The organism is Glaciecola petra (assembly GCF_031846345.1).
In the GTDB taxonomy this organism is placed as follows: domain Bacteria; phylum Pseudomonadota; class Gammaproteobacteria; order Enterobacterales; family Alteromonadaceae; genus Glaciecola; species Glaciecola petra.
Map to the genome: position 1 here is coordinate 610,761 of NZ_JAVRHX010000002.1, position 22,448 is coordinate 633,208.

Consider the following 22,448-nt stretch of genomic DNA (forward strand, 5'->3'; position numbering starts at 1 on the left):
TTAAACAATTTTTAGGTTATAATAAACTACATACATAAAAGAGCACCAACTAGGCAAGCGTTATGAAATCAATCTATCATCTTTTATTTGCACTGTTTTTTATCAGTGCATGTGGCGGAGGCAGCAACGCTAACAGTCCTGAAACACCAGCACCAACGCCTATACCGCCAACTATAGAGCCTCCCTCACAGCCACCCATGCAAAACGATACAAGTATTTATAACAAACCAACAAATTACAATGTCACCGCTATCAGTATAGAGCATTTGAAATCGGAAATTTCATCTGCTTCAGCAGGTGATGTTATTGCTTTGGCGAATGGAACGTACGTGGATGTTGAGCTGGATATTACAAAAGATGGCGTAATAGTGGTTGCGGAGACGAGTGGTTCTGTCTTTATTGAAGGTTCATCAACAATTGAGTTGAGTGGTGACGATATTATTTTTGAAGGCTTTACTTTCATTAATGGTCAACCTAAGCAAAATAAGGGCGCCATTATTATCAATGGGCATCGCAATAGGGTGACTAATTGTAAAATTGACCATTTTGATAATGAAGGAAATGATTACAAGTGGATATCATTTAATAATGATGCAACTTATGGCGAAATTGACCACTGCACATTTACAGGTAAGCAAACAGAAGGCGCATTATTAGTCGTTTGGCGAAATAACGAAAATGCTCAATATCACAAAATTTATCGCAACATATTTTCTGATCATCAATATAATCCAATAAATGATGTTAATAACGACACAAATGGTTGGGAGGCAATTCGCGTAGGCACAAGCGCTCAATCACAATCATCATCTTACTCAACGGTAGAATATAATTATTTCTTTGATATTAACGGTGAGATAGAAATTATCTCAAATAAATCAGGTCACAACACCTATCAATATAATACCTTTGAATCTAGTTCAGGTATGTTAACCCTGCGTCATGGTAATAATTGTGTAGTAGACAGTAATTACTTTTTGATTGATAACACAAGTGGTGGTGGGATTAGAATTATCGATAAAGGCCATACTATAACCAATAATTATATTGAAGGTGCAAAATCCAATAGTAACGCGCGCGGCGCGATCGCACTTAGCTCAAGTTTAAAAGACGGGGTATTAAGTGGTTATTGGGAAGTCAGTGATGTGACGATTGCCAACAATACTGTTATCAACTCTGCACAAAGTTTGCACTACGGCTCTAATTCCAAAAGGTATCCGCCAAAATCAGCAACTATCCGTAACAATTTGATCAGAAATAATATTGATGGCGATGGAGAAGCTGATTTTATTAAAGTGGCGGAAAGTCGTGACGAGAATAATGCAGGTGAACTGTTAAATATTGTCAATCCGACCTATGAAAATAATTTCTTTTTTGGTTCACCTAATCTTGGTTTACCCGAGGGGACTCCAGCAGGAATTGAGCTAATTGAAGTAGAGTTGAGTAAAAATAATAATGGTCAGTACTTTGCAAGTGAAGACTCATTGAATGTAGGTGCACCAGAAATAGAAAGGCTTGGCTTTGATAGCTCGGTAGGAAGCAGCTTTTAGTCGGCTAGCCAGGGTTCGTTTTGTACTCTTAGCATTACTTCTATGCGGTTATTGACTGAAAGCTTGTTTAATATCGAAGACACATGATTTTCAATTGTTCGCTGCGACCTAGACATGGTTGTAGCAATCTCTTGATTACTGGCTCCAGTGACTAATAGTCTTAGCACATATTGCTCTTTTGAAGTAAGTTGTGCAGGGTGTTGACGAGTTTTACTGTAAGGGCCCCGCTTAGCTTTGCTAAGTGACTCATGAAGTCCACGATGATTTGCTAATTTTCTCAACTTTTTCAAAGCAGCATGGGCACTAATAGGTTCAAGTAAATCGATAGCTTTTTGCATAAATTTATCGCTTTCATCTATTTGCATATATGCCAGCGCGGCATGATAAGGCATGCTTAGCGAATACCAATGTTCTGCGGCACTTACAAATTCACCATCAAATTCTAGTTGATAGGGTTTTGCTGCTCGTAGATAAAGTGTCTGTTGTTGTTCTTCGCTGATTATTTTTAAGCCAAGACGTTTGTGCCATGTGATTAACTCGCCTATTTGCCAAGTATTAAGGACTTCGTTAGCGATTTTTGAAATTAAATCGATATGCTCAGCTACAGAGTTAGGGCTATCAAACAACCATGCACGCTCTATAAATGCAAAGTGTATGGGGACAAGGTATTGATATTCATTTATCGCGTTCGCATTTTTTAAGGCTTCTTGCAGGTTATCGACACATTCATCTACCCCCATGCGAAGTTGTGTTTTAGCCAATACTATAAGTGAAGGTAGTTGCATTAATACGGTCTGGTTTTTTAGCGATTTGACGCCTTTGGCAATTGTTTCTGCATTAACAAGTCGACCTTGTTCAAGTCTTAACTGTGCCTGCAAACCAACTAAATAATACGTCCAAGCATCGAGTTCGTGAGCAATGTCAAACTGTATACCTTGCGTGGTCATTTCTTCGGCTTTATCGAGAAGCTTAAATCTAACACAGTAGTCTGAATAGTTGGTGTAGACTCTTGCTGCTTCTTCATGAATGCCGTTCTCAATAGATACCTCAAGACTTTCTTGTAACAATGCTTCTCCACTCGCATCGCCATGCATGACGAGCGCTGAACCGACATTAGTAAGGGCATGTGCTCTTACTAGGGGATTAGCAAATTGTTTTTCTATTGCTAACGCTTTTTGTCCCCAAAAAATTGCGTTTTGGGTTCTATCATTTAGCATATCTAGTTGCGAGCGCATTGAATATGCCATAGCTAATTCGCTAGAAGCAGGTAGTTTTTCAAACTCACTAATTGCCTGATTTGCAAGTTGCTCTGCTCGCTCAGATTGACCTTGGTACCAATATAAACGCGATAAATTGCGTAGATTTTCAGCCACTTTTTCTTTACGGCCTAGTGCACGATATAAGGTAATAGCGGTGCGGCGAGCATCTATAACGGATGTATCGGTTTGTATGGTTAAGCCAGCTTCATATGCCCAACTTTCATATAACTTAGCAGCCAATTCAGAATCGGCATATTCAATATATTTGATAGCCTTTGAATAATATGATGCCGCCTCTTTATGGGCACCCAATTTTGCTGCTTGCATGGCAGCTTCTGGCGCATATTCGAGTACTTTTACGTGGTCTAGGGCTAATTCTGCATGGTGAACCAACCATGCTAGATTGTCGGTTAATTTAAGTGCCTCAATAGCTAATAATATGTTTGCATGGGTTTGTTTTTGAATATGAATAGGCACTGTTGATAATATGGCCAAGCGACTAAGCTCGTGGTTAAATCTAAATTCATCGTCGATGTCGGTATTGAGAAATTTTCTCGACAAACAGCTTGCTAATGAATTTTGGTTGTCTTGTGGAAATAGATGTTTAATAAGGACTAACGGAATACTATAAGGAATAAAGCAAAGTGTGGTTAACAATGATTTTTCGTCATTATTGAGTGAATTAAGTCTGGCTCCAACAGCGTCTCTTACACTAGAGGGAACATCTTTATTAAGCTGTTGGTCAGTCGCTAATATTTCAGATATAAAAAACGGATTACCAGAAGATATTTCATGCAGTTTTTCAGGATCACTATGCTTCCCTTTTGCAAGGGATTTGACGCTTTCTAAGCTCAAGGGTGTTAATTCAACTCGCCTAGCATGTGCAGAAGGTACTAAGTTTATTACTGTCGAAAAAGGATGCTCTATGGTCACCTCATCAACACGATAACTTAAACATAGTAAGCAGGGCACAACACTTATACGACGCACAATATATTGCAACATATCTAGCGTTGCATTGTCCGCCCAATGTACGTCCTCGATGATAAGCAAAGTGGGCTTGTCGAATTTTTCTAAGCGATTAAAAAAGGCCAATATTATTTGACTTGCGGTTTTTGCTGTTTTGTCATTGCTGTTTAATACGGGAAAAAGTTCAGGTGCGAATTGCCTTGCGAAATCGTGAATCGGCGCAAAAGGGCGAGGCGTAAATAGAGGATCACAACCGCTCCAATATACAGTGTAAGCATCCTTGGATATTTCACGCATATGTTCAAGCAAAGTAGTTTTACCCATGCCTGCTTCAGCACCCAATAACAGCACTTTACCGGCGCGTTTGCTTTCAGCAAGCGCATTGTTAAAAGTGTTTATGGCGGCTTCGCGCTCTAACAGCATAGACGTCCTTTTTGAAAACATATTTTTAGCTTGCGAAATACTACTACGGAAGAGCACTGATTTGTATAAAAAGCCGACAGCAGTTTAAAAATCTATACCTATGTATTTATTTTACTAATCGACTCAACGATATTTTGATTAAATTATTGTTGCCATAGTTGTTTATTCGGGTTGTTCTTATCAAACAAAATTTTCAAGGTTCTAATTCGGGGTTTACCCTAGTTGAACTCATAATAGTCATCGTTATAGTGGGTATTTTGGCGGTCACGGCGGCGCCAAGGTTCATTAATTTCAGTGAAGATGCCAATATTGCGGTAGTCGAAACGGTGGGCGGTACATTTGCAACAGCAATAAAGCTAGCGCATTTTAAATGGCAAATTGCAGGTGGTTCAGGCCCGATAGACAATTTGGACGTATATGGCACTGGCGAAAATACTCTCGACATCAATGCAAATGGTTGGCCAGCTCAATCCTACATCCCGTTTGAAACAAACCCGCGTTTAGATAATACAAATGATTGTATGAGTGTTTGGCGAGCAGTTTTAGATGATAATTCACCCACGGTTAGCACCTCAACTAATATGGATTTTCAAGTGTCATATTCAAGTAACACATGCACTTATGCTCTTGTTGACCAACCAGAGCTTTCTATTTTTTATGATTCAAACACGGGGACAGTGACGGTGGATAGCACGCCTTAATAAATTTTGGCAATATCTCCAACTTGCATGGATACTCGACCTCGACCCAAATAGGATAAAAATAGAGCTATGGCAGCAAACCTAAGACAGTCTCTAATATAATATTGATAGGAGCCTCGGCATTAATTGGATGCAAGTTTTCGTTTGCCTGAGCTGGCTCCATGGCGTCAAATTGACTGTTAATTAACTGAGCTGGAAAAAAGTGTCCTTGCCTAGTATTTAGTCGCTTAGTCGCTTCATCGATAGACAATTGCAGATTGAAAAAAGATACATTAATAGGCAATGTTAGAAAGCGCTTTCGATGCTCTGCTTTTAGACCAGAATAGGCTAAACAACACCCTTGCCCAGAGCGTGTTTGTATCAAAACTGCTTCTAACAATCTATCTACCCAAGTTGTTCTAATTAACTCGTTTAAAGGTTCGCCCCTTTGCATCATTTTCTTTGCCATGTCACTGTGATAATCGTCAGCATCTAAAAAGGGTAGTGCCTTTTCTTGCGCAAAAAGCTTCGCTATCGTCGATTTTCCAGAGCCACTAACGCCCATAAATATATATAGATTAGGCTTGGACATTTTCAGCTCGTTGTGGACTGTCTTTTATTTCTGTTGTTGGAATATAAACGCTAATGAGCGCCTTGTTTTGACTACCATCAAGCATAATTTCCGGTGCTGACATATGGTTTGATATCGAAGCATTTTGCAGGGTAAATTCGAGATCTTCTATATCAGTTCTGCTTTCGTAGTGAATGTTTACCGCCTGTCCGAATGCTTTAAATTCGACGCTACAAGGCAACATATGTGAGGGTATACAAGGATTAATTTTTATACTTGTAGACGTTTTAGTGATTCCGTACATTAATTCGACAACACAGCGGAAAAACCAAGCACATGTGCCAGTATTGAAAAGATGACTACTTTTACCTGCAACTTCAGGATATTGATAATAAGCACCACGGTAGTAGTTTGGAATAAAATTAGGCAACTGTTGTTTGACTAATGCATCGTCATTATCTACAAGCATTGACCGCAGCACTTCATACCCTCTGTCAGCAAAACCTTCTTTGAACAAAGCGAAGGCGTAAAAGCTTGCAGCATGGTTATAAACAGATCCATTTTCTGCGCTACCAGGGAATTTTTGCGTGACCCTGCCAATATCCGCGTCCATCTGTGTATAAGCAGGTGCAAGCATGGCAATGCCGTAAGGCGTTTTCAATTTGTTATCAATTGCTGTAAATATAAGATCAAGATCTTGTTGCTTGCTAGCGTGTGATAGCATCGCCCACGATTGGGGATTTAAAAATATTTGTCCTTCTTTGTCTGCAGCAACTCCAAATATACGGCCATTGTCACAAATGCCCCGGGCATACCATTGTCCGTCCCAACCCTGTTGATTAACCGCATCATTGAGTTGTGTTTTTCTACTCAGCCAATGTGCGTTGTCTGCTAATTCTCCTTGTATCTTAGCAATAGAAGCAAAAATACCAAATGCATAAGCGCTGGCCAAACTTAACCAAAAAGAAACGCCTTTGCCTTCTTTACCGACCATATTCATTGGGTCACACCAGTCACCCTGTTGAATAAGACTCAAGCCTCGATGGTCTAACTGCGAATACAAGTATTCTGCGGCAAGTTTCAAGTGTTCATAAACTGAATGCGCGGTGGGTAGATCACTAAACCCAACTTGTTCATTTAATATATTAACGTCGCCACTATGTTGTAAATATGCGTCTAAAAATATAAACAACCATACATTATGATCACTGTGGGGAATTTGGTTTATGTATTTTAGTTCAGCGTCGGGGTGCAATAAAATGCCATCGGGCATCGCACCGTTTGAATGCTGTTGTGCTAAAGCGAAAAGAAAATGTGTTTTGGCGTGCGAGGGTGAAATGAGTACGCTAGCCATGTGATCTTGTAAAAAGTTGCGTGTTTGTGGATCACGAGTAAGGCGATTTGATTGACTGTGATACTGAATTTGACGCGGTAGCCATGTATTCACAAAATTATCGAAAACCTTGTCTTGAGTAGAAAACAAATAGGCCGGTGGTTTAACAAAATCTTGTTTGTCTGAAGAGGTGTTCGATAAATATGTTTTCTTTAGCGTATTGGCATGTTCGACATTTTTGGCTGGGCCAAATAGCCACTTTATATTGTGTTCCTTAGCACTTGGCAACACTATTTGGTGATGTAAAACAGCAACAGGCGTTTGATACAAGGCAACTGAGTTTGCTAGTTTCTTTTGTTTTAAAGCGCTAGGTGCATGCAATCCGCCTTCGCCTTCAAAGGCTTTCAATTGCGCTTCATAACCCAGCACCGAGGCATTTGTCATAAGCACAGTAGTGTCTAAAAAGTCTTTATTTTTGTAATAATCTTCTACTTTTTGATACGGCGTGACGTAATTAGCAATAATCCCGTTTATACTTTCATCGAAGCACGCTGACTGATTCATCCAAGAGGTATAACCAATAGAAAAGCAAGGGTAAATGTCGACTTTTATTTGACTATGACTTTGGTTTATTACTGACATTTCCCAGCATTCAATGGCATCGTTTTCTGCTAATTTCACTTTAATTTCGACGTGTAAACCGCGCTGTGTAATGCGCCACCCTATATTGTTAGTCCCTTGAAAAAATTCAAACTTATCTAAGGATACTCGCATAGGCTCGTAAGGAAGTGAAAACAAGTGCTGATCGTCAACTTTTATATAAAAGAATCGACCAGGATGGCTAGCGTGATAATGATGCTCTGGTTGCATGAAGGTTTTGGCTTCAATAGATTGGCCATATGAATATTTAGCAGGTTCAGGTTGCATATGCTGGGCGCTAGCATAACCCCGACAATTCATTTGTAGCATCATATTATTGTTCCACAAGAAGCCCGATGCATCGGGCATACTTATTGGACAATGTAGTTTAATTTCAGATGCATCTTCGTCTAGGGTAAATAGTGCTTTGTTGTTACTTTTTATATTGTTGTTCATCGCAAACTCACCCTCAATAGTTTGGGTCACTGCGACGTTCATCGAGTACTTTTTGACATCGAATTAACTCGTCGTTAGACAAGCTATACCGAGTAATCATGAATACTGAAAGTAATGCAAAAAAACCGGGGATAATACTAATTAGCAACACAATACCTAGCAAAGAGTCGGGACTTTGCTCAGCGTTTGCAACATAACCTAAACTAGAAAGCACATATCCGATAGTCGCGCCCGCAATCGCGCCCCCTAATTTTTGCGAGAAAGCTGCTGCGGCAAAAATCATAGCAGTAGAGCGCCTTCCGTTTTTCCATTCTGAATAGTCTGCTGTATCTGCGTACATTGAAAATACCAACGGTGACTTTGGACCTAAGCATAAACCAATAGCAATCTGTAGTATAAATACCAACACAGTGTCGCCTGAGGGGACAAAGTAAAACAAGACTGAAAAAAGTGTCACCAAAGACATCAAAATAAGTAGCAGCCGTTTCTTGTCGACGTATTTAGTTAAAATAGGGGTGATTGCTGCACCAACCCCAAAAGAAATTAGGAATACCGCCGTAAATGTACCGATTAAGTCCTCTCGCTCAACCACATATTTGAAGTAATAAGTGCCCACACTGCTTCTAATTGAAATGGTAAGCATAATGATAAGTGCGAGACCAAATAATACTAACCACGGTTTATTTTGTGATAGATCTTTAAGATCTTGCACAAAGCTAACAGTTTGATTTTTGGGTGGTGCAATGCGCTCTTTTACTGAAAAGAACGTTGTTGAAAATAGTATTGCTGTAATAAAACCATACAAAGTCATAGTTAGTTGCCAGCCCAAAATTTCGTTTTCACCGCCAAGATAGGCTACTAGTTCTGGTGTCATGAATGCGACCAGAGTACCGCCTAAACTTGCGCCGATGAAACGGAAACTACTCAATGAAGTTCTACTTTGAGTGTCTTGTGTCACTACCCCTAATAACGCGCCATAGGGCAAATTAATAAAGGTGTATGCCAGCATCATGAAAATATAAGTCGCATATGCCCAGACAAGTTTTCCACTGTCGTCTAAGTCGGGCACAGTAAACAGTAAAACGCCGGCCGCAGCGATTGGCATTATTCCCCACAATAAATAGGGTCGAAATTTACCAAAACGTGTGTTGGTCCGATCGGCCAAAGTACCCATTAAAGGGTCAGAAAAAGCATCAATTAAGCGAGTTACCAACATAAGTGTACCTACTGCAGCAGGTGACAAGCCAAACACGTCGGTGTAGAAAATAAATAGGAACGCATCAAATACGCGCCAATAGAAATTTGAGGCTACATCGCCCATGGCATAGCCGATTTTTTCTTTTATTTTTAATTCTGACATTATAGCCTCTTTATTATTGAAAGCGCTTTCAAGTAAAGGTCAAAGAAAAAATAATAGATCAATATAAATAGGACTTATGCGCATATTTTTTGTTTTATTATTTTTAGAAAGCGCTTTCAAAAATAAGTGATTATTTTTTAAAAATCAACTAATATTATTCCATGGCAACTATATATGAAGTATCAAAACTCGCTGGTGTGTCGCTTGCAACTGTGTCTCGCGTCATGAATAAAACCGCTAATGTGAGTCAAAAAACAAAACTAAAAGTCGAGAAAGCAATGCTTGATTTGGGCTATAAGCCCAACTCTGTGGCTATATCACTTGCTTCCAAACGTTCCGATTGTGTGGGGATTTTAGTCACACAATTAGATGGCATGTTTTTTGGCAGCATGATGAATGGCATAGAGTCAGAATTAACAAAGCAGCGTAAACATTTAGTAATTACTGCGGGTCACAATGTCGAGCATGATGAACGTGCAGGTATAGACTTTCTGAAGAGCCGAAACTGCGATGCTTTAATTATTCATGCAGAAGTGCTCAGCGATGAATACTTAATTGAATTAAGCCAAGGTGATACACCGATTTACATACTCAATCGTCATATTCCTGAAATTGCAGAGCGCTGCATACATCTGGATAATCAATATGGTTCTTACTTAGCGACCAAGCATGTTATCAAAGCTGGTCATACCGAGGTACTTCACATTAGCGGTCCGCGTTATCGCAAAGATGCGCAAGAGCGCATTATTGGGTTTAAACAAGCAATGTACGAAGCAGGTTTGCCGGTCAACGAAAGTCACATTTTTGAAGGTGATTATGGGCACTCAGGTGGCGCTGCAGCAATTGATTATTTTATGCAACAGCGGCTCAGTTTTACCAGTATAGTGTGTGCTAATGACCACCTTGCGGTGGGGGCGATGGCAAGATTGCGAGATTTTGATAAAATTCCGGGTGAGCAAATTGCAATTATGGGGTTTGACGATATGCCATTTGCAGACTGTACCTACCCTAAATTAACCACCATCAGATATCCTATTCGTGAAATGGGTAAGTTGGCCGCAGATTATGTGTTGAAAGATGTTTATAAAGTTCAACAAAAAATTCCACCCAGTTCATTTGAACCAACCCTAGTTATCAGGGACTCGGTGCTTAACCTGAGCAAATAGCTTACGGTGTATTGGTATTATTTAAACCGTCGATACCCAAAATTTCTTCTTTTTTATATATCTTCCCTACACCATTTTGTTGGGCTTCAAATAATAAGTCGTCGGCGGATTGAAATAATTGTTCTGACTCTCCGCCTCCAGCCGGCGCAGCAACTGCTACAGCGACCGTACAGTCAATACTATTAGCACCCACCTGCTGATTGACAATAAAATTAGGGTGTGCAAATTTAGCCATTATTTGCTCAGCTTTTAAATTGGCACCTTCCAAACTGCAGTCTGACAACAATAAGGCAAAGCAATCTGATCCTATTGATGCAAACAAATCACCAGGTCTGCTGCCGATACTAGATAAGCCGTCTGCGATACTAGCGGTTAGGCTATAATATTCATCTTTTCCGTAGGATTCTCGATACAGCGTCATATTTTCTACTTTAACTAAGATAAGAGACAAATGATGCCAATACCGCGAACATCGTGACCATTCTTGCTTAAGTACTTCTCTAAATTTACTGGCATTAGGTAAGTGAGTGAGAGGGTCTATAAAAATTAGAGATTCTAAACGTTTAGTTTTTCGATATACCGCGACATGTCTTTTAATTCTGGCAATCAGTTCACTGACTATAGGTGGCTTAGTTACAAAATCGGCGCCGCCTACTTCAAAAGCTTGTGATTTAATTGTTGGGCTAGAGAGAGCTGAGAGAAAAATAATCGGTATATCGCGAGTGAACCTATTTTCTTTAATACGATCACATAACTCTATACCATCTTCGTTTGGCATCACGATATCTAAGATGATTGCATCAGGTAGCGGTGCTCTGTTAAGCAAATCCCAAGCTTCACAAGAAGACTTTGCAAATACCATAGTGAAGTGTTTTGATAAGCCATTCGCGTAAAGTTTCAATTCGATTTCGTTGTCATCGACAACCATCACACGGCAGTTGTTATGCTTTTCATCATCTTCTGTTAGTGCTTCCATCAATTCCACGAGCCTTTGCCTCTTTGTTTCGCACTGATCGATGTAACAAACCTAGCCACTGCTTCTGCTTTATTCCCGCGGCTATATTTGTTGTCGAAACAGGCCTTAAAGCATTTAATCAACGCGTAAAACCAACATCGACAAGTATAAAATCAGCATGGTGTTTATATTTATAACACTTGTATAGCGGAAAACAACTAAATAAAAGTCTTAATTTTACGTAATACATAAAGTCCTCTTTCTATCTGACAAAAAGGCGACCATAATATTTTTTCATTATCTTTTATTTACTTATGAAATTTCGAGATATAATAAAGTCAGACTAACACTAAAATTTGCTCACAAAGGCAGATTTTCAATAAACGAGATTTGCGAATTTGTCTGACTTAATTCCCGCAATAAACATAAGTGCTGACCAATGGACGATTGCCGATGCAGAAAAAGTATATGGCGTGTCTAATTGGGGCGGCGGTTATTTTAAGATTGGTGCCAATGGTAATGTGCACGTTATACCCGATCAGCAACAGTCGAGTATGAAAATAGACTTTTCTTCTGTAATAAAAGAAATTCGTGAAGAGAATATCCAATTTCCGGTAGTGATTCGCTTCCACGACATACTGCGCTCTCAAGTTATGAATCTAAATGAATCTTTCAATAGTGTCATTGAAGAAGCTAACTATAAAGGCACTTATAAGGGTGTATACCCGATAAAAGTAAATCAAATGCGAGAGGTGGTTGAAGAAATAGTGGATGCTGGCGCACCCTATGATTTTGGTTTAGAAGCGGGTTCTAAGCCCGAATTACTTGCTGTATTAGCCTACAATACAAACGAAAATGCACTCACTATTTTAAATGGTTATAAAGACGAAGAATTTATTCGCTTAGCCCTTTTAGGTCGAAAATTAGGGCGTAAAGTTGTTGTCGTTATTGAAAAATATAGTGAACTTTTAATGTTGGTTAAAATAAGTAAAGAGCTCAACATTGAGCCAATTGTTGGTATCCGTAGCAAAATGAGAGCAAAGGGGCAAGGTCGCTGGCAAGGCTCAAGTGGAGATAAGGCAAAGTTTGGGCTGACTGTGGCTGAAGTGATTAAATCTGCGCGTTATTTAGAAGCACAGGGTATGGGTCATACGCTAAAACTATTGCACTTTCACATAGGCAGTCAACTACCAGATATTAGAGCTATTAAAGATGCAGTCAACGAAAGTGCTCGGATTTATGCTGAATTACATAAAATGGGATTTAAACTAGAATATGTTGATGTGGGTGGAGGCTTAGGCATTGACTATGATGGTAGCCAATCAACTAACGACTCTTCTCGTAATTATAGTGTACGTGAATATGTAGCGGATGTGGTGTATGGCCTACGCGAAATGTGTGATCTTGAAAATGTGCCCCATCCACATATTGTATCGGAAAGTGGACGAGCCCTTACGGCCCATCATAGCTGCGTGATTACTGAGGTGGTTGGCGAAATAAAGCCAGAAGGGGCTAGCATCAGCACTGAACTTATTGAGGGAGAGCATATATTACTGTCCAATATGCGTGCACTGCTTGTTGGAATGGATGACAATATAAATTTGCAAGAAACTTTTAACGACGCGTCGCAATGGAAAGAGCAAGCTGCAGAGGCATTCAAACTGCGTGTAATCGGCTTAGAAGAACTCGCCAAGATAGAAACACTTTATTGGCAAATATTGCGAGATGTACAAACAAGAAGCGCTGAGAAAACCTTTACCCCAGAATACACAAACGTATTGGATTCGACATTGTCTTCTCAGTATTTGTGCAATTTTTCGGTGTTTCAGTCAGCTGTCGACAGTTGGGCAATTGGGCAGCTTTTGCCGGTTGTGCCGTTAACTGGTCTGGATACACCGCCGGTCAAAAACTGTTCTCTTGTAGATATTACATGCGACAGCGACGGCAAAATAGATCAATTTGTAATTGACCATGCAACCAGTAGCGTCCTTCCAATGCCAGCGGTGTCAGAAGACGAAAAATGTTATTTGGGCTTGTTTTTAACAGGCGCATATCAAGACGTAATGGGTGACATGCATAATTTGTTTGGCCGATTAAACGAAGTACATATATTTAGTCATGATGACGACCCTGAAGACTTTTATATCGAAGAAATCATCAAAGGCACAACAGTAGAAGAGGTTCTGTCGATTATGCAATATCATCCGCGTAGCATGGCGCTAGATATGAAACGCCTAATAGATAAACAAGTCGCTAACGGAAAGATTCGCCCTCGTGAGGGCGTTAAATGGACAGACTTTTATGAGGATTGTTTAAGTGGATATACTTACTTAAATACCGATTAATGCTTTGTTAATAAAAGGCTTCAGTTACTAAGGTCATGACCAAGGCCATTATTTTCTTTGTGGTGAACGCGGTTTCGCCCTTCTCTTTTTGCAATATACAAAGCTTCGTCGGCTGCGCGTATAAGCTCTTTCGCTTTTACTTTTTTAAATGGAACTAAATTAGTCACGCCTACACTTACTGTCACACTCTGCAACGTAGTCAGTTTACTTGCTTTGTGTGGTAGCCGTTTGTCTTGAACGTGTTGTTGTATTTTGTTGGCAAAGGCTAACGCGCCAGTGATATCTATATTGGGTAGAATAATGGCAAACTCTTCACCCCTGTATCTTGCGCACAAATCACCTTTCCGGTTTGCAAGTTGTTCCACTATTTCCGCAATAGAGATAATACAATTATCTCCAGCTACATGGCCGTAATAATCGTTATATTCTTTAAAATAGTCGATATCAAACATGACTAAACACAATGGACTATGGTTGCGATGCGCTCTGCCAATTTCAACATCTAATACTTCGTCAAAATAGCGTCTATTAAATAAGCCTGTTAAACCATCGCGGCGAGAGATATCTTGCAGTTGCTTCTCAATGAGTTTTCGCTTTTCTATTTCTTGGCTATATTGAAAGTTTAATGAGACGGATTTTTTAAATATTTCATTCACTTTTTTGAGAAGTGACAACACAATAGCCGAGTAAAAAAACAGCATGACCGCAAATATAGTACCAATATCTCCAGCGGCTAATAAAAAATACAATGTAGTAGGAACGGTAATTGGGATAAAAAAGCTAAGAACAATATAAACACTTGCACTATATAAAAGCGTTGAAACTGCACTCAGCGCGATGATTGCCATGCCAACCGAAAAGACATATTGTTGTTCACTAAGTGGTGTAAAATAAATAAAAGCAAAACTATACAAACATGCCATTAACGATGTCATACCTGCTAACGCATGCATCCACAGTCGGTTATTTTCGCTGTTATTATAACGCTTGAATACGCGATGTAAGGCAAGCCTAGCCGCAACAAAAAATACAACTGCCGCACCCCAAATTAACAGATGTTCTAAAGGGATGATTTTGGCGTACCAAACTATGATAATCACCGCTGTTAACAAGTGACTTATGGCAACACGATTAGACTGGCCATAAAGTAAGCCCGTTATTTCATGATTGGATTGTTCGGCCACACTTAATTGCATAGAAGCAAATTCCTTTATTTACTGTTTTTTGCTGTTTTAATATCGGCAAAAACATAAAGTGTATGATAGCGTTAATCTGAATTTTTTACAGCTTGTTCCCAAAATTGCGCACTTATTGTATTAATTACGTTACTCTCAGCGTTCATCAGAATCGCGACACCAATATCTAGGCTTGGAGCGAATGCCACATCTGCGCGATATCCCTGCACCCATCCACCATGGTAATTTAATTTGATTCCCCTAAAATTATATATTCGCCAACCCAAACCATAATGAGCGGTTCTTAGGTGTTTTCGCCATTCTCTGCGCCGCAACTCGTTGCGTGTTTGTACTCTTGGCTGAGTCATTTGCTCGACCATCACAGCATTGAACACCTTTGGTTTTTCTAACAACAAAGCGCGTAACCATTTTTCCATATCTTCAAGACTTGCATTAATACCTGCGGCCGGCGAAAAGCGATAATAATCGTCTTTTACTTTTACTTGTCGCCATTTTTTGCGAGAAATCGCAGCGTGGGGTCTTGCCCAATTGTTGGACGCTTCGAGGGCTTCTCTACCCACTGTGGATTGCATGCCTAGCGGTTCAAATATGTTTTCTTGTAAAGCCTGAGAATATGAAGAATTTAACTTGTTATAGTATTCTTCAATCACGCCAAATAGTGCATTTTGATAAGTGTAACAATAACCGGGCTTACAAATACTTTCTAACTCTCCAAGTTCGCGCAATATTCTTGGCCGTTTATAGTTAGCTTCTATTAAATTATCGTATGCATTGGGCATAAAGCCTGCTGATTGACCAATAATATGCCTTAGCAAAATAGGTTGCTGATAGTTATCAAAATTATACTCTGGGGTGAGTGTAGAAAGTGGCGTTTGCCAATTTAAAAGCTTGTCTTTATTGGTATTGCTAGTTTTTGCGACTAGTCCAGCAGTGAATGTTTTGGAGACCGAGGCTAGCCTGAATTTTGTTTTTGCATTAATAGCATCGTTGCTGCTGTTACCTGTTTGTTTGGTTTTGCCATAAAACCTAAATTCAGGCTCATGCCCCTTTTTAACAATGACAATAGCCACACTTGGAATATTATGATCTTGAGCTTGTGAAAACGCATTTTTAATGTAGGTGTTAATCCATTGTTTGTCTTTAGAGTTAAGGGCTTTTTTTTCCTCGTTTTCGAGGCTTTCCAAAACTTGCGAGGTATCTGGCATAGCGTTAACAGGCATTAGTAAAAACGCAGACAGAATAATTGCCAATGAGATATTTATTGTTGTTTTTAGAGCCATAAACTTAATATCAAAGTTTTCCTTTATTAAAGCGCATGTTGATGGCCTTTTCGAATTTAACAATGAGTGCCGAAAACAACGTGTTATTCAGGTCAATTGCTTTATTATTACCTTAGTTTATCATCATTTTTTAGTAAATATAGCCGTATGTTATCTGCACAAGTTTGCCACCAAGCAAGAATAAGTCGCGACCCACGCTTCGATGGTTTGTTTTTTGTATTAGTAAAGTCGACCAAAATATTTTGTCGTAATACTTGTAAAGTGCGTTTACCTTTAGAAAAAAATGTATCTTATTCTGAGCGAGCCGAATCAGCATTGGCGCAAGGATATAGACCTTGCTTGCGTTGCCGCCCCGACAGCGCGCCACTTTCATTTGCTTGGCAAGGAGTGAATACAACGGTTAGTCGAGCGATTAATCTACTTAGTGAGAATTTGGCTTGCAATATACATGACATCGCCGAGAGGTTGGGGATCAGCGAAAGATATTTGCACAAACTGTTCACTGAACATTTAAATTTATCACCAAAGCAGTTTGTCCTCTATCAACGTTTGTTAATGGCCAAAGGTCTTCTGCAGCAAACACATTTATCAATAGAGCAAGTCGCGCATAGTGTGGGTTTTTCAGGTGCCAGGCAATTACAGGTGCACAGTCAAAAAATAATGAATTTAACCCCAAGCCAAATTAGGAAGACACAAACAATTAACAGAGGTGCTAATAAGTTAGACAAAGATATTAGTTTATCGTTGTCTTATCGTCCGCCGTACCAATGGTCAGGCGTTCGTGATTTTTATGCGCGACGACAAATCAATGAAAATGAGTATGTTGGCAATAATACGATGCGTAAAATACTCAATATTGAGGGCTATCCAATTCTTGTGAAATTAGAGCACGTGGGCGAAGAGAATAAATTCATGTTGCAATTCGACGCAGCGTATTCTCGTCATGTGATGTGTATTACCCGCGTCGTCAGACGTATGTTAGATCTTGATGCCGACCCAAACCTTATAAGAGTAGCGCTTGAGAATGCAGGCCTACATCATAAAGAGATTGTTGCCGGTATACGTATTCCAGGTGTTGCCAGCCAATTTGAGGCGGGTTGCCGGGCTATTCTAGGACAGCAAGTGTCTGTCGCTGCAGCAGTTAATAAACTTAATCAGTTTTTTAATCATTTTAAAGTACAAACAGACGGTGCATTTCCTTCGCCTGAATTAGTCGCGAATGACGATTTGATGTTTCTAAAGATCCCTAATGCAAGGAGACAAAGTTTAATCAATCTAGCTAGGTTCTTAATGGCAACACCTGATGCAGACCCTTCAGAATGGCTATCGATTAAGGGGATTGGACCTTGGACCGTGAATTATGTGCTTATGCGTGCCCAAGGTAGCACAGATATTTGGCTAAACACCGACTTAGTCGTAAAACAACAAGTTACAAAGCTAGCTGACGCAAAACGTGAACTAAATGACACATTAGCCTCACCTTGGCGCAGTTATTTAAGCCTTAACCTATGGAGCATGAGCGACTAATGTTTATATCGAAAATAGAGACACCACTTGGTGACCTACACATAACTGCCAATGAACATGGTGTTACGTATATTGGCTTTAGTGACGATCATCGTCAGATTTTGAAAGCTTCTGAACTTGATAGGTCTGCGAACAAAGGCAAGAGCAATGCTATAAGTGAAGCGGCAGCACAGCAGTTAGTCGACTATTTTGCCGGTAAACGAAAAACCTTCGACCTACCTTTGGATCCTGCAGGTACTGAATTCCAACAACAAGTATGGCAACAATTAAAGCATGTTAAGTATGGCGACACTGCAAGCTATATAGATATAGCGACCGCTATCAATAAACCAAAAGCAAGCAGAGCCGTTGGGGCTGCAAATGGCAAAAATCCAATTTCTATTGTGATACCATGCCACCGTATTGTCGGCAGCAATGGCACCTTAACTGGATATGCCGGTGGCCTTGACCGAAAATCCTTTTTGTTGTCATTAGAGCAATCACATTGAGAATTATAGATTTTATTGAATTATTAGTGCTAGGTGCTATTTGGGGTTCATCTTTTATTCTGATGAAGTGGGCAGTGCCTGAGTTTGGGGTTTTTGCGCTTGTGGAGGTTAGGGCAATTGGGGCAACCTTGTTATTGCTTCCTATTGTATATGTTCGCAAACAGCATAAAGATATGTTCAGCTATTGGCAGCAATTATTCATTGTAGGTTTACTAAACACAGCGGTGCCATTTTGTTTGTTCAACTATGCTATAGAGCATGTCGAAGCCGGGCTGGCGGCAATTCTTAATGCAACGGCACCGATGTTTGGCATTATCATCGCATACTTATATTTAAAAGAAACGATAGGTAAATGGGGCTTAGTAGGTGTTTTGCTCGGTTTTTTTGGCGTAATTTTAATAAGTGTGGAGCAAACCAGTGTTCCGTCTTCAAATAGCACAATATTAAACAATAATAGCGTGCTAGCTGATATTGTGCCTATTTTAGCATTGTTACTTGCTACGCTTTGTTACGGTATTGCTGCCGTATACCTCAAAAGTAAATTAGGTCACATTAAACCCTTCGCGATAGCAGCGGGAAGTCAACTTTACTCATCACTAATGCTACTGCCTTTTGCATTATTTACCTTACCTAGCTCCATGCCAAGTATGTCTGCAATTGCGAGTGCGCTTTTCTTAGCATTTGTTTGTACCGGCTTAGCTTATGTGCTTTATTTTGATTTAATCGCTAAGATTGGCGCTTCTCGGGCTATTACAGTTGGATACTTAGTGCCCTTATTTGCAATAATTTGGGCTTATATGATTTTGGACGAAACCTTGTCTACACAGGTTTTAATTGGTGGTGCGTGCATATTGTTTGGCGTAATGATGGCAACCAATATGTTGGCTATAATAAAGGCGAAAAGAAAAAGCGTGGCCACCTCAGACGTGTAAGTAATGTGTAAAAAATACTGACAATCAGCGTCATTATTTGTAAACTGGCGCCCTTTCATTTTTTGAGGATTGAAAATGGCGCTATCCGTTATCATTTTGGCTGCAGGTAAAGGGACCAGAATGAAATCTGACCTTCCTAAAGTGCTGCACAAAATTGCTCACAAACCTATGGTAGAACACATAATTGATACAGTATGTGAATTAGGTTGCGATACTGTGAACTTGGTTTATGGGCATGGCGGTGATTTATTAAAATCCTCACTTTCGCACAAACAAGTTAATTGGTGTTTACAGGCTGAGCAGCTAGGTACTGGGCATGCCGTTATGCAAGCCGTTGATAACATTGGCGATAAAGACGATGTTTTAATTTTAGTTGGCGACGCCCCCCTCATTTCAGGTGACACGCTTAAGCGCTTAATTAACGCTAAACAAAGCGCAGAATTAGCGCTATTAACGGTAGACTTGGACGATCCAACAGGTATGGGTCGCATAGTCCGTGATAACACAAATAACATTACCGAAATTGTCGAGCATAAAGATGCTAGCGATGAGCAGCGTCGCATCAACGAAATTAATACTGGCATGATGATCATGCAGGGTAATAATCTTAAACGCTGGTTGGGTCAACTATCTAGCGACAATGCACAAAATGAATATTATCTTACCGACGTGATTGCAATGGCCGCTTCAGAAGGTTTACAAATATCGTCGGCACAACCAGACTGGCATCGCGAAGTTGAAGGCGTTAACAACCGTGTGCAGCTTGCGTCTCTGGAGCGAGCCTATCAATTTAAACAAGCCGAAATACTCATGCATTCTGGTGCAAGTTTAGCTGATCCAAGCCGCATAGATGTGCGTGGAAACATAAGCATAGGTAAAGACCTGAGTGTCGATGTGAACGTTGTTTTTGAGGGCAATGTTGTCATTGGAAACAATGTATCAATTGGCGCAAATTGTATCCTTCGTGACTGTGAAATTGGCGATAATACAAAAATTGAAGCATTTTCTTTAGTCGAACAAGCTAAGGTCGATAACAATTGTACATTAGGTCCGTATGCGCGTTTGAGACCAGGTGCAGACCTTCGAGAGGGTGCCAAAGTAGGTAACTTTGTTGAAGTCAAAAAAGCCGTTATTGGTAAAGGCGCAAAAGTGAATCATTTAAGCTACATTGGCGACGCCGATGTAGGTGCGGGTTCAAATATAGGCGCAGGTACAATTACCTGTAACTATGACGGCGTGAATAAATTTAAAACGACCATTGGCGAGGGTGTTTTTGTAGGGTCTAACTCTTCACTTGTTGCTCCTGTAAATATTGATGCAGGTGCAACGATTGGTGCAGGAAGTACCGTAACAAAAGACGTTGAAAAGGACAGTTTAGCGATCGCCCGCGGTAAGCAAAGAAATATTTCGGGTTGGCAAAAGCCAGTTAAAAAGAAATAAACAAAATATAGGAATATAACCGTATATGTGTGGAATTGTAGGCGCTGTTGCAGAGCGCAACGTAGTAAACATCTTGTTAGAAGGTTTAAAACGCCTTGAATATAGAGGATATGACTCAGCTGGTGTTGCTTTAGTTAACGGCAATGAGCTTTCTATAATTCGTCGTACGGGGAAAGTAAGCGCTTTAGCCGAAGCTGTGGAACAAAGTAAAAGCACTGGCTTAGATAAAGGCACAACCGGCATTGCTCATACTAGATGGGCAACACATGGCGGGGTTACTGAAGCAAATGCTCATCCTCATGCTAGCCAAGACCGATTTGCTGTTGTGCACAATGGTATTATTGAAAATCATAAACCCCTGCGCGCTGCACTAACTGAAAAAGGCTTTAATTTTGTGTCAGACACAGACACCGAAGTTATTGCCCACAGTATAGCGAGCTATATGCAAGACGGCGGTGACTTATTCAACGCCGTGCAACAGGCCGCTGCAAGCTTTGAAGGTGCTTATGGTACGGTTGTATTAGATAAAACCACGCCAGACAAACTAGTTGTTGCTCGTTCAGGAAGTCCATTGGTGATTGGCTTAGGTATAGGCGAAAACTTCCTTGCATCAGACCAAATGGCATTGCTGCCAGTTACGCGCCGCTTTATCTTTTTAGAAGAAGGTGATGTTGCTCAAATTACTCGTACCAGTGTTGAAATTGTCGATGCAAATGGCGAAAAAGTTGAACGCGAAATTATTGAGTCAAACGTGGAGCATGACGCGGGTGACAAAGGTGGATACCGTCATTATATGCTCAAAGAAATTTATGAGCAGCCACATGTTCTTCGCAATGCGCTAAAAGGTAGAATCACCAGCGATGGCTTAGTTGATGGCATTTTTGGTGCCAACAATGCCAAGAGCGCAGATGAGATTTTCAGTCAAACCCAGTACGTAAAAATTATCGCTTGTGGAACTAGTTATCACGCCGGTGTAACCGCCAAATACTGGTTAGAACAATACGCTGGTGTGCAATGCGACGTAGAAATTGCATCAGAGTTTAGGTATCGCAAATCATTTGTACCCAAAAATAGTTTGTTAGTCACCATTTCGCAATCTGGCGAAACAGCAGATACATTGGCAGCTTTAAAACTGGCCAAAGAAAGTGGCTATATGTCGAGCTTGAGTATTTGTAACGTAGACGGTTCGTCGTTGGTGAGAGAATCAGCCTTAAGCTTCTTAACGCGCGCTGGTGCTGAAATAGGTGTGGCGTCAACCAAGGCTTTTACTACTCAGCTTGCCGCACTTTTGATGTTAACTTTGGCAATTGGCAAACACAATGGAATGTCTGCTGAAACGGCCGACGATATTGTTAGTGCCTTAATAAGTTTGCCAGCAAAACTGGAAGAAACACTCGGATTAGCTGACGAAATTGATGAATTAGCAGAAGAGTTTTCTGATAAGCATCATAGCTTATTTTTAGGACGCGGCGACCAGTACCCTATCGCAATGGAAGGTGCGCTTAAATTAAAAGAAATTTCGTATATACATGCCGAAGCATATGCATCGGGTGAGCTAAAACATGGCCCGCTTGCGTTAATCGACGCCGATATGCCTGTAATTGTTGTTGCTCCAAATAACGAGTTGCTAGAAAAATTAAAATCAAATGTGGAAGAGGTGCGCGCTCGTGGCGGTTTAATGTATGTATTTGCCGATAAAGACGCCCATTTCGAAGACGACGACACTATGCGGGTTGTAAATGTTCCTCATTGCATGGAATCGGTCGCTCCAATTGTGTATACCATCCCACTTCAGCTATTATCTTACTATGTCGCTCTTATCAAGGGCACCGATGTAGACCAACCAAGAAACTTGGCCAAGTCGGTTACGGTAGAATAA

Annotated in this window: 16 protein-coding genes; 9 read left to right on the forward strand and 7 right to left on the reverse strand. The window is 40.3% G+C overall.

Going from position 1 to position 22,448, the window contains the following annotated elements:
• Positions 1 to 62: 62 nt before the first annotated feature.
• Entirely contained in the window at positions 63 to 1,550 is a 1,488-nt protein-coding gene (locus tag RM552_RS10495; protein ID WP_311368784.1) for a polysaccharide lyase 6 family protein, read from the forward strand.
• On the opposite strand, the gene RM552_RS10500 is transcribed toward RM552_RS10495, so the two are convergent.
• A complete protein-coding gene (locus RM552_RS10500; protein WP_311368785.1) occupies positions 1,547 to 4,201 on the reverse strand; it encodes a helix-turn-helix transcriptional regulator in 2,655 nt (884 codons plus the stop codon). The genes RM552_RS10495 and RM552_RS10500 overlap by 4 nt on opposite strands.
• Positions 4,202 to 4,359: 158 nt before the next feature.
• Between RM552_RS10500 and RM552_RS10505 the strand changes: the two genes are divergently transcribed.
• Positions 4,360 to 4,902, forward strand: a complete 543-nt coding sequence (locus RM552_RS10505) for a prepilin-type N-terminal cleavage/methylation domain-containing protein (RefSeq protein WP_311368786.1) — start codon at positions 4,360 to 4,362, stop codon at positions 4,900 to 4,902.
• 67 nt (positions 4,903 to 4,969) lie between these two features.
• On the opposite strand, the gene RM552_RS10510 is transcribed toward RM552_RS10505, so the two are convergent.
• Genes RM552_RS10510 through RM552_RS10520 form a run of 3 tightly spaced genes read right to left on the reverse strand, consistent with a single transcriptional unit; the run spans position 4,970 to position 9,240 of the window.
• Positions 4,970 to 5,473 carry a gluconokinase gene (locus RM552_RS10510; RefSeq protein ID WP_311368787.1) on the reverse strand — a complete coding sequence of 168 codons (504 nt, stop codon included), beginning with the start codon at positions 5,471 to 5,473 and terminating at the stop codon, positions 4,970 to 4,972.
• Positions 5,460 to 7,922 carry a GH36-type glycosyl hydrolase domain-containing protein gene (locus RM552_RS10515; RefSeq protein ID WP_311368788.1) on the reverse strand — a complete coding sequence of 821 codons (2,463 nt, stop codon included), beginning with the start codon at positions 7,920 to 7,922 and terminating at the stop codon, positions 5,460 to 5,462. The genes RM552_RS10510 and RM552_RS10515 overlap by 14 nt, the downstream gene beginning before the upstream one ends.
• Positions 7,894 to 9,240, reverse strand: coding sequence for an MFS transporter (locus tag RM552_RS10520; RefSeq protein WP_311368789.1), 1,347 nt, complete (start codon positions 9,238 to 9,240; stop codon positions 7,894 to 7,896). Before RM552_RS10520 ends, RM552_RS10515 begins: the two co-directional genes overlap by 29 nt.
• Positions 9,241 to 9,401: 161 nt before the next feature.
• Here RM552_RS10520 and RM552_RS10525 point away from each other — a divergent pair, with 161 nt between their 5' ends.
• A complete protein-coding gene (locus RM552_RS10525; RefSeq protein WP_311368790.1) occupies positions 9,402 to 10,406 on the forward strand; it encodes a LacI family DNA-binding transcriptional regulator in 1,005 nt (334 codons plus the stop codon).
• Position 10,407: 1 nt separating this feature from the next.
• On the opposite strand, the gene RM552_RS10530 is transcribed toward RM552_RS10525, so the two are convergent.
• Positions 10,408 to 11,382 (reverse strand): GGDEF domain-containing response regulator, encoded by a 975-nt coding sequence (locus RM552_RS10530; protein ID WP_311368791.1) that lies wholly within the window; start codon positions 11,380 to 11,382, stop codon positions 10,408 to 10,410.
• A 377-nt stretch (positions 11,383 to 11,759) separates the two neighbouring features.
• Here RM552_RS10530 and speA point away from each other — a divergent pair, with 377 nt between their 5' ends.
• Positions 11,760 to 13,706, forward strand: coding sequence for a biosynthetic arginine decarboxylase (gene speA / locus RM552_RS10535; protein ID WP_311368792.1), 1,947 nt, complete (start codon positions 11,760 to 11,762; stop codon positions 13,704 to 13,706).
• A gap of 20 nt (positions 13,707 to 13,726) precedes the next feature.
• On the opposite strand, the gene RM552_RS10540 is transcribed toward speA, so the two are convergent.
• Both RM552_RS10540 and RM552_RS10545 read right to left on the reverse strand, forming a co-directional pair.
• Complete coding sequence (locus RM552_RS10540; protein ID WP_311368793.1) at positions 13,727 to 14,902, reverse strand: GGDEF domain-containing protein; 1,176 nt, start codon at positions 14,900 to 14,902, stop codon at positions 13,727 to 13,729.
• 71 nt (positions 14,903 to 14,973) lie between these two features.
• Positions 14,974 to 16,182 (reverse strand): serine hydrolase domain-containing protein, encoded by a 1,209-nt coding sequence (locus RM552_RS10545; protein ID WP_311368794.1) that lies wholly within the window; start codon positions 16,180 to 16,182, stop codon positions 14,974 to 14,976.
• A 147-nt stretch (positions 16,183 to 16,329) separates the two neighbouring features.
• Here RM552_RS10545 and RM552_RS10550 point away from each other — a divergent pair, with 147 nt between their 5' ends.
• From RM552_RS10550 to glmS, 5 genes are all read left to right on the forward strand, one after another.
• Positions 16,330 to 17,709, forward strand: a complete 1,380-nt coding sequence (locus RM552_RS10550; RefSeq protein WP_311368795.1) for a DNA-3-methyladenine glycosylase 2 family protein — start codon at positions 16,330 to 16,332, stop codon at positions 17,707 to 17,709.
• Positions 17,709 to 18,197 carry a methylated-DNA--[protein]-cysteine S-methyltransferase gene (locus RM552_RS10555; RefSeq protein ID WP_311368796.1) on the forward strand — a complete coding sequence of 163 codons (489 nt, stop codon included), beginning with the start codon at positions 17,709 to 17,711 and terminating at the stop codon, positions 18,195 to 18,197. Before RM552_RS10550 ends, RM552_RS10555 begins: the two co-directional genes overlap by 1 nt.
• Positions 18,194 to 19,129 carry a DMT family transporter gene (locus tag RM552_RS10560; protein WP_311368797.1) on the forward strand — a complete coding sequence of 312 codons (936 nt, stop codon included), beginning with the start codon at positions 18,194 to 18,196 and terminating at the stop codon, positions 19,127 to 19,129. Before RM552_RS10555 ends, RM552_RS10560 begins: the two co-directional genes overlap by 4 nt.
• Before the next feature lie 75 nt (positions 19,130 to 19,204).
• Positions 19,205 to 20,569, forward strand: a complete 1,365-nt coding sequence (gene glmU, locus RM552_RS10565; RefSeq protein WP_311368798.1) for a bifunctional UDP-N-acetylglucosamine diphosphorylase/glucosamine-1-phosphate N-acetyltransferase GlmU — start codon at positions 19,205 to 19,207, stop codon at positions 20,567 to 20,569.
• A 25-nt stretch (positions 20,570 to 20,594) separates the two neighbouring features.
• A complete protein-coding gene (gene glmS / locus RM552_RS10570; protein ID WP_311368799.1) occupies positions 20,595 to 22,448 on the forward strand; it encodes a glutamine--fructose-6-phosphate transaminase (isomerizing) in 1,854 nt (617 codons plus the stop codon).

Bases quoted from the DNA above. Each gene is read 5' to 3' on its own strand.
- RM552_RS10495 (WP_311368784.1), top strand. From the start codon at position 63: ATGAAATCAATCTATCATCTTTTATTTGCACTGTTTTTTATCAGTGCA.
- RM552_RS10500 (WP_311368785.1), bottom strand. From the start codon at position 4,201: ATGCTGTTAGAGCGCGAAGCCGCCATAAACACTTTTAACAATGCGCTT.
- RM552_RS10510 (WP_311368787.1), bottom strand. From the start codon at position 5,473: ATGTCCAAGCCTAATCTATATATATTTATGGGCGTTAGTGGCTCTGGA.
- RM552_RS10515 (WP_311368788.1), bottom strand. From the start codon at position 7,922: ATGAACGTCGCAGTGACCCAAACTATTGAGGGTGAGTTTGCGATGAAC.
- RM552_RS10520 (WP_311368789.1), bottom strand. From the start codon at position 9,240: ATGTCAGAATTAAAAATAAAAGAAAAAATCGGCTATGCCATGGGCGAT.
- RM552_RS10525 (WP_311368790.1), top strand. From the start codon at position 9,402: ATGGCAACTATATATGAAGTATCAAAACTCGCTGGTGTGTCGCTTGCA.
- RM552_RS10530 (WP_311368791.1), bottom strand. From the start codon at position 11,382: ATGGAAGCACTAACAGAAGATGATGAAAAGCATAACAACTGCCGTGTG.
- RM552_RS10540 (WP_311368793.1), bottom strand. From the start codon at position 14,902: ATGCAATTAAGTGTGGCCGAACAATCCAATCATGAAATAACGGGCTTA.
- RM552_RS10545 (WP_311368794.1), bottom strand. From the start codon at position 16,182: ATGGCTCTAAAAACAACAATAAATATCTCATTGGCAATTATTCTGTCT.
- RM552_RS10550 (WP_311368795.1), top strand. From the start codon at position 16,330: ATGTTATCTGCACAAGTTTGCCACCAAGCAAGAATAAGTCGCGACCCA.
- RM552_RS10555 (WP_311368796.1), top strand. From the start codon at position 17,709: ATGTTTATATCGAAAATAGAGACACCACTTGGTGACCTACACATAACT.
- glmU (WP_311368798.1), top strand. From the start codon at position 19,205: ATGGCGCTATCCGTTATCATTTTGGCTGCAGGTAAAGGGACCAGAATG.
- glmS (WP_311368799.1), top strand. From the start codon at position 20,595: ATGTGTGGAATTGTAGGCGCTGTTGCAGAGCGCAACGTAGTAAACATC.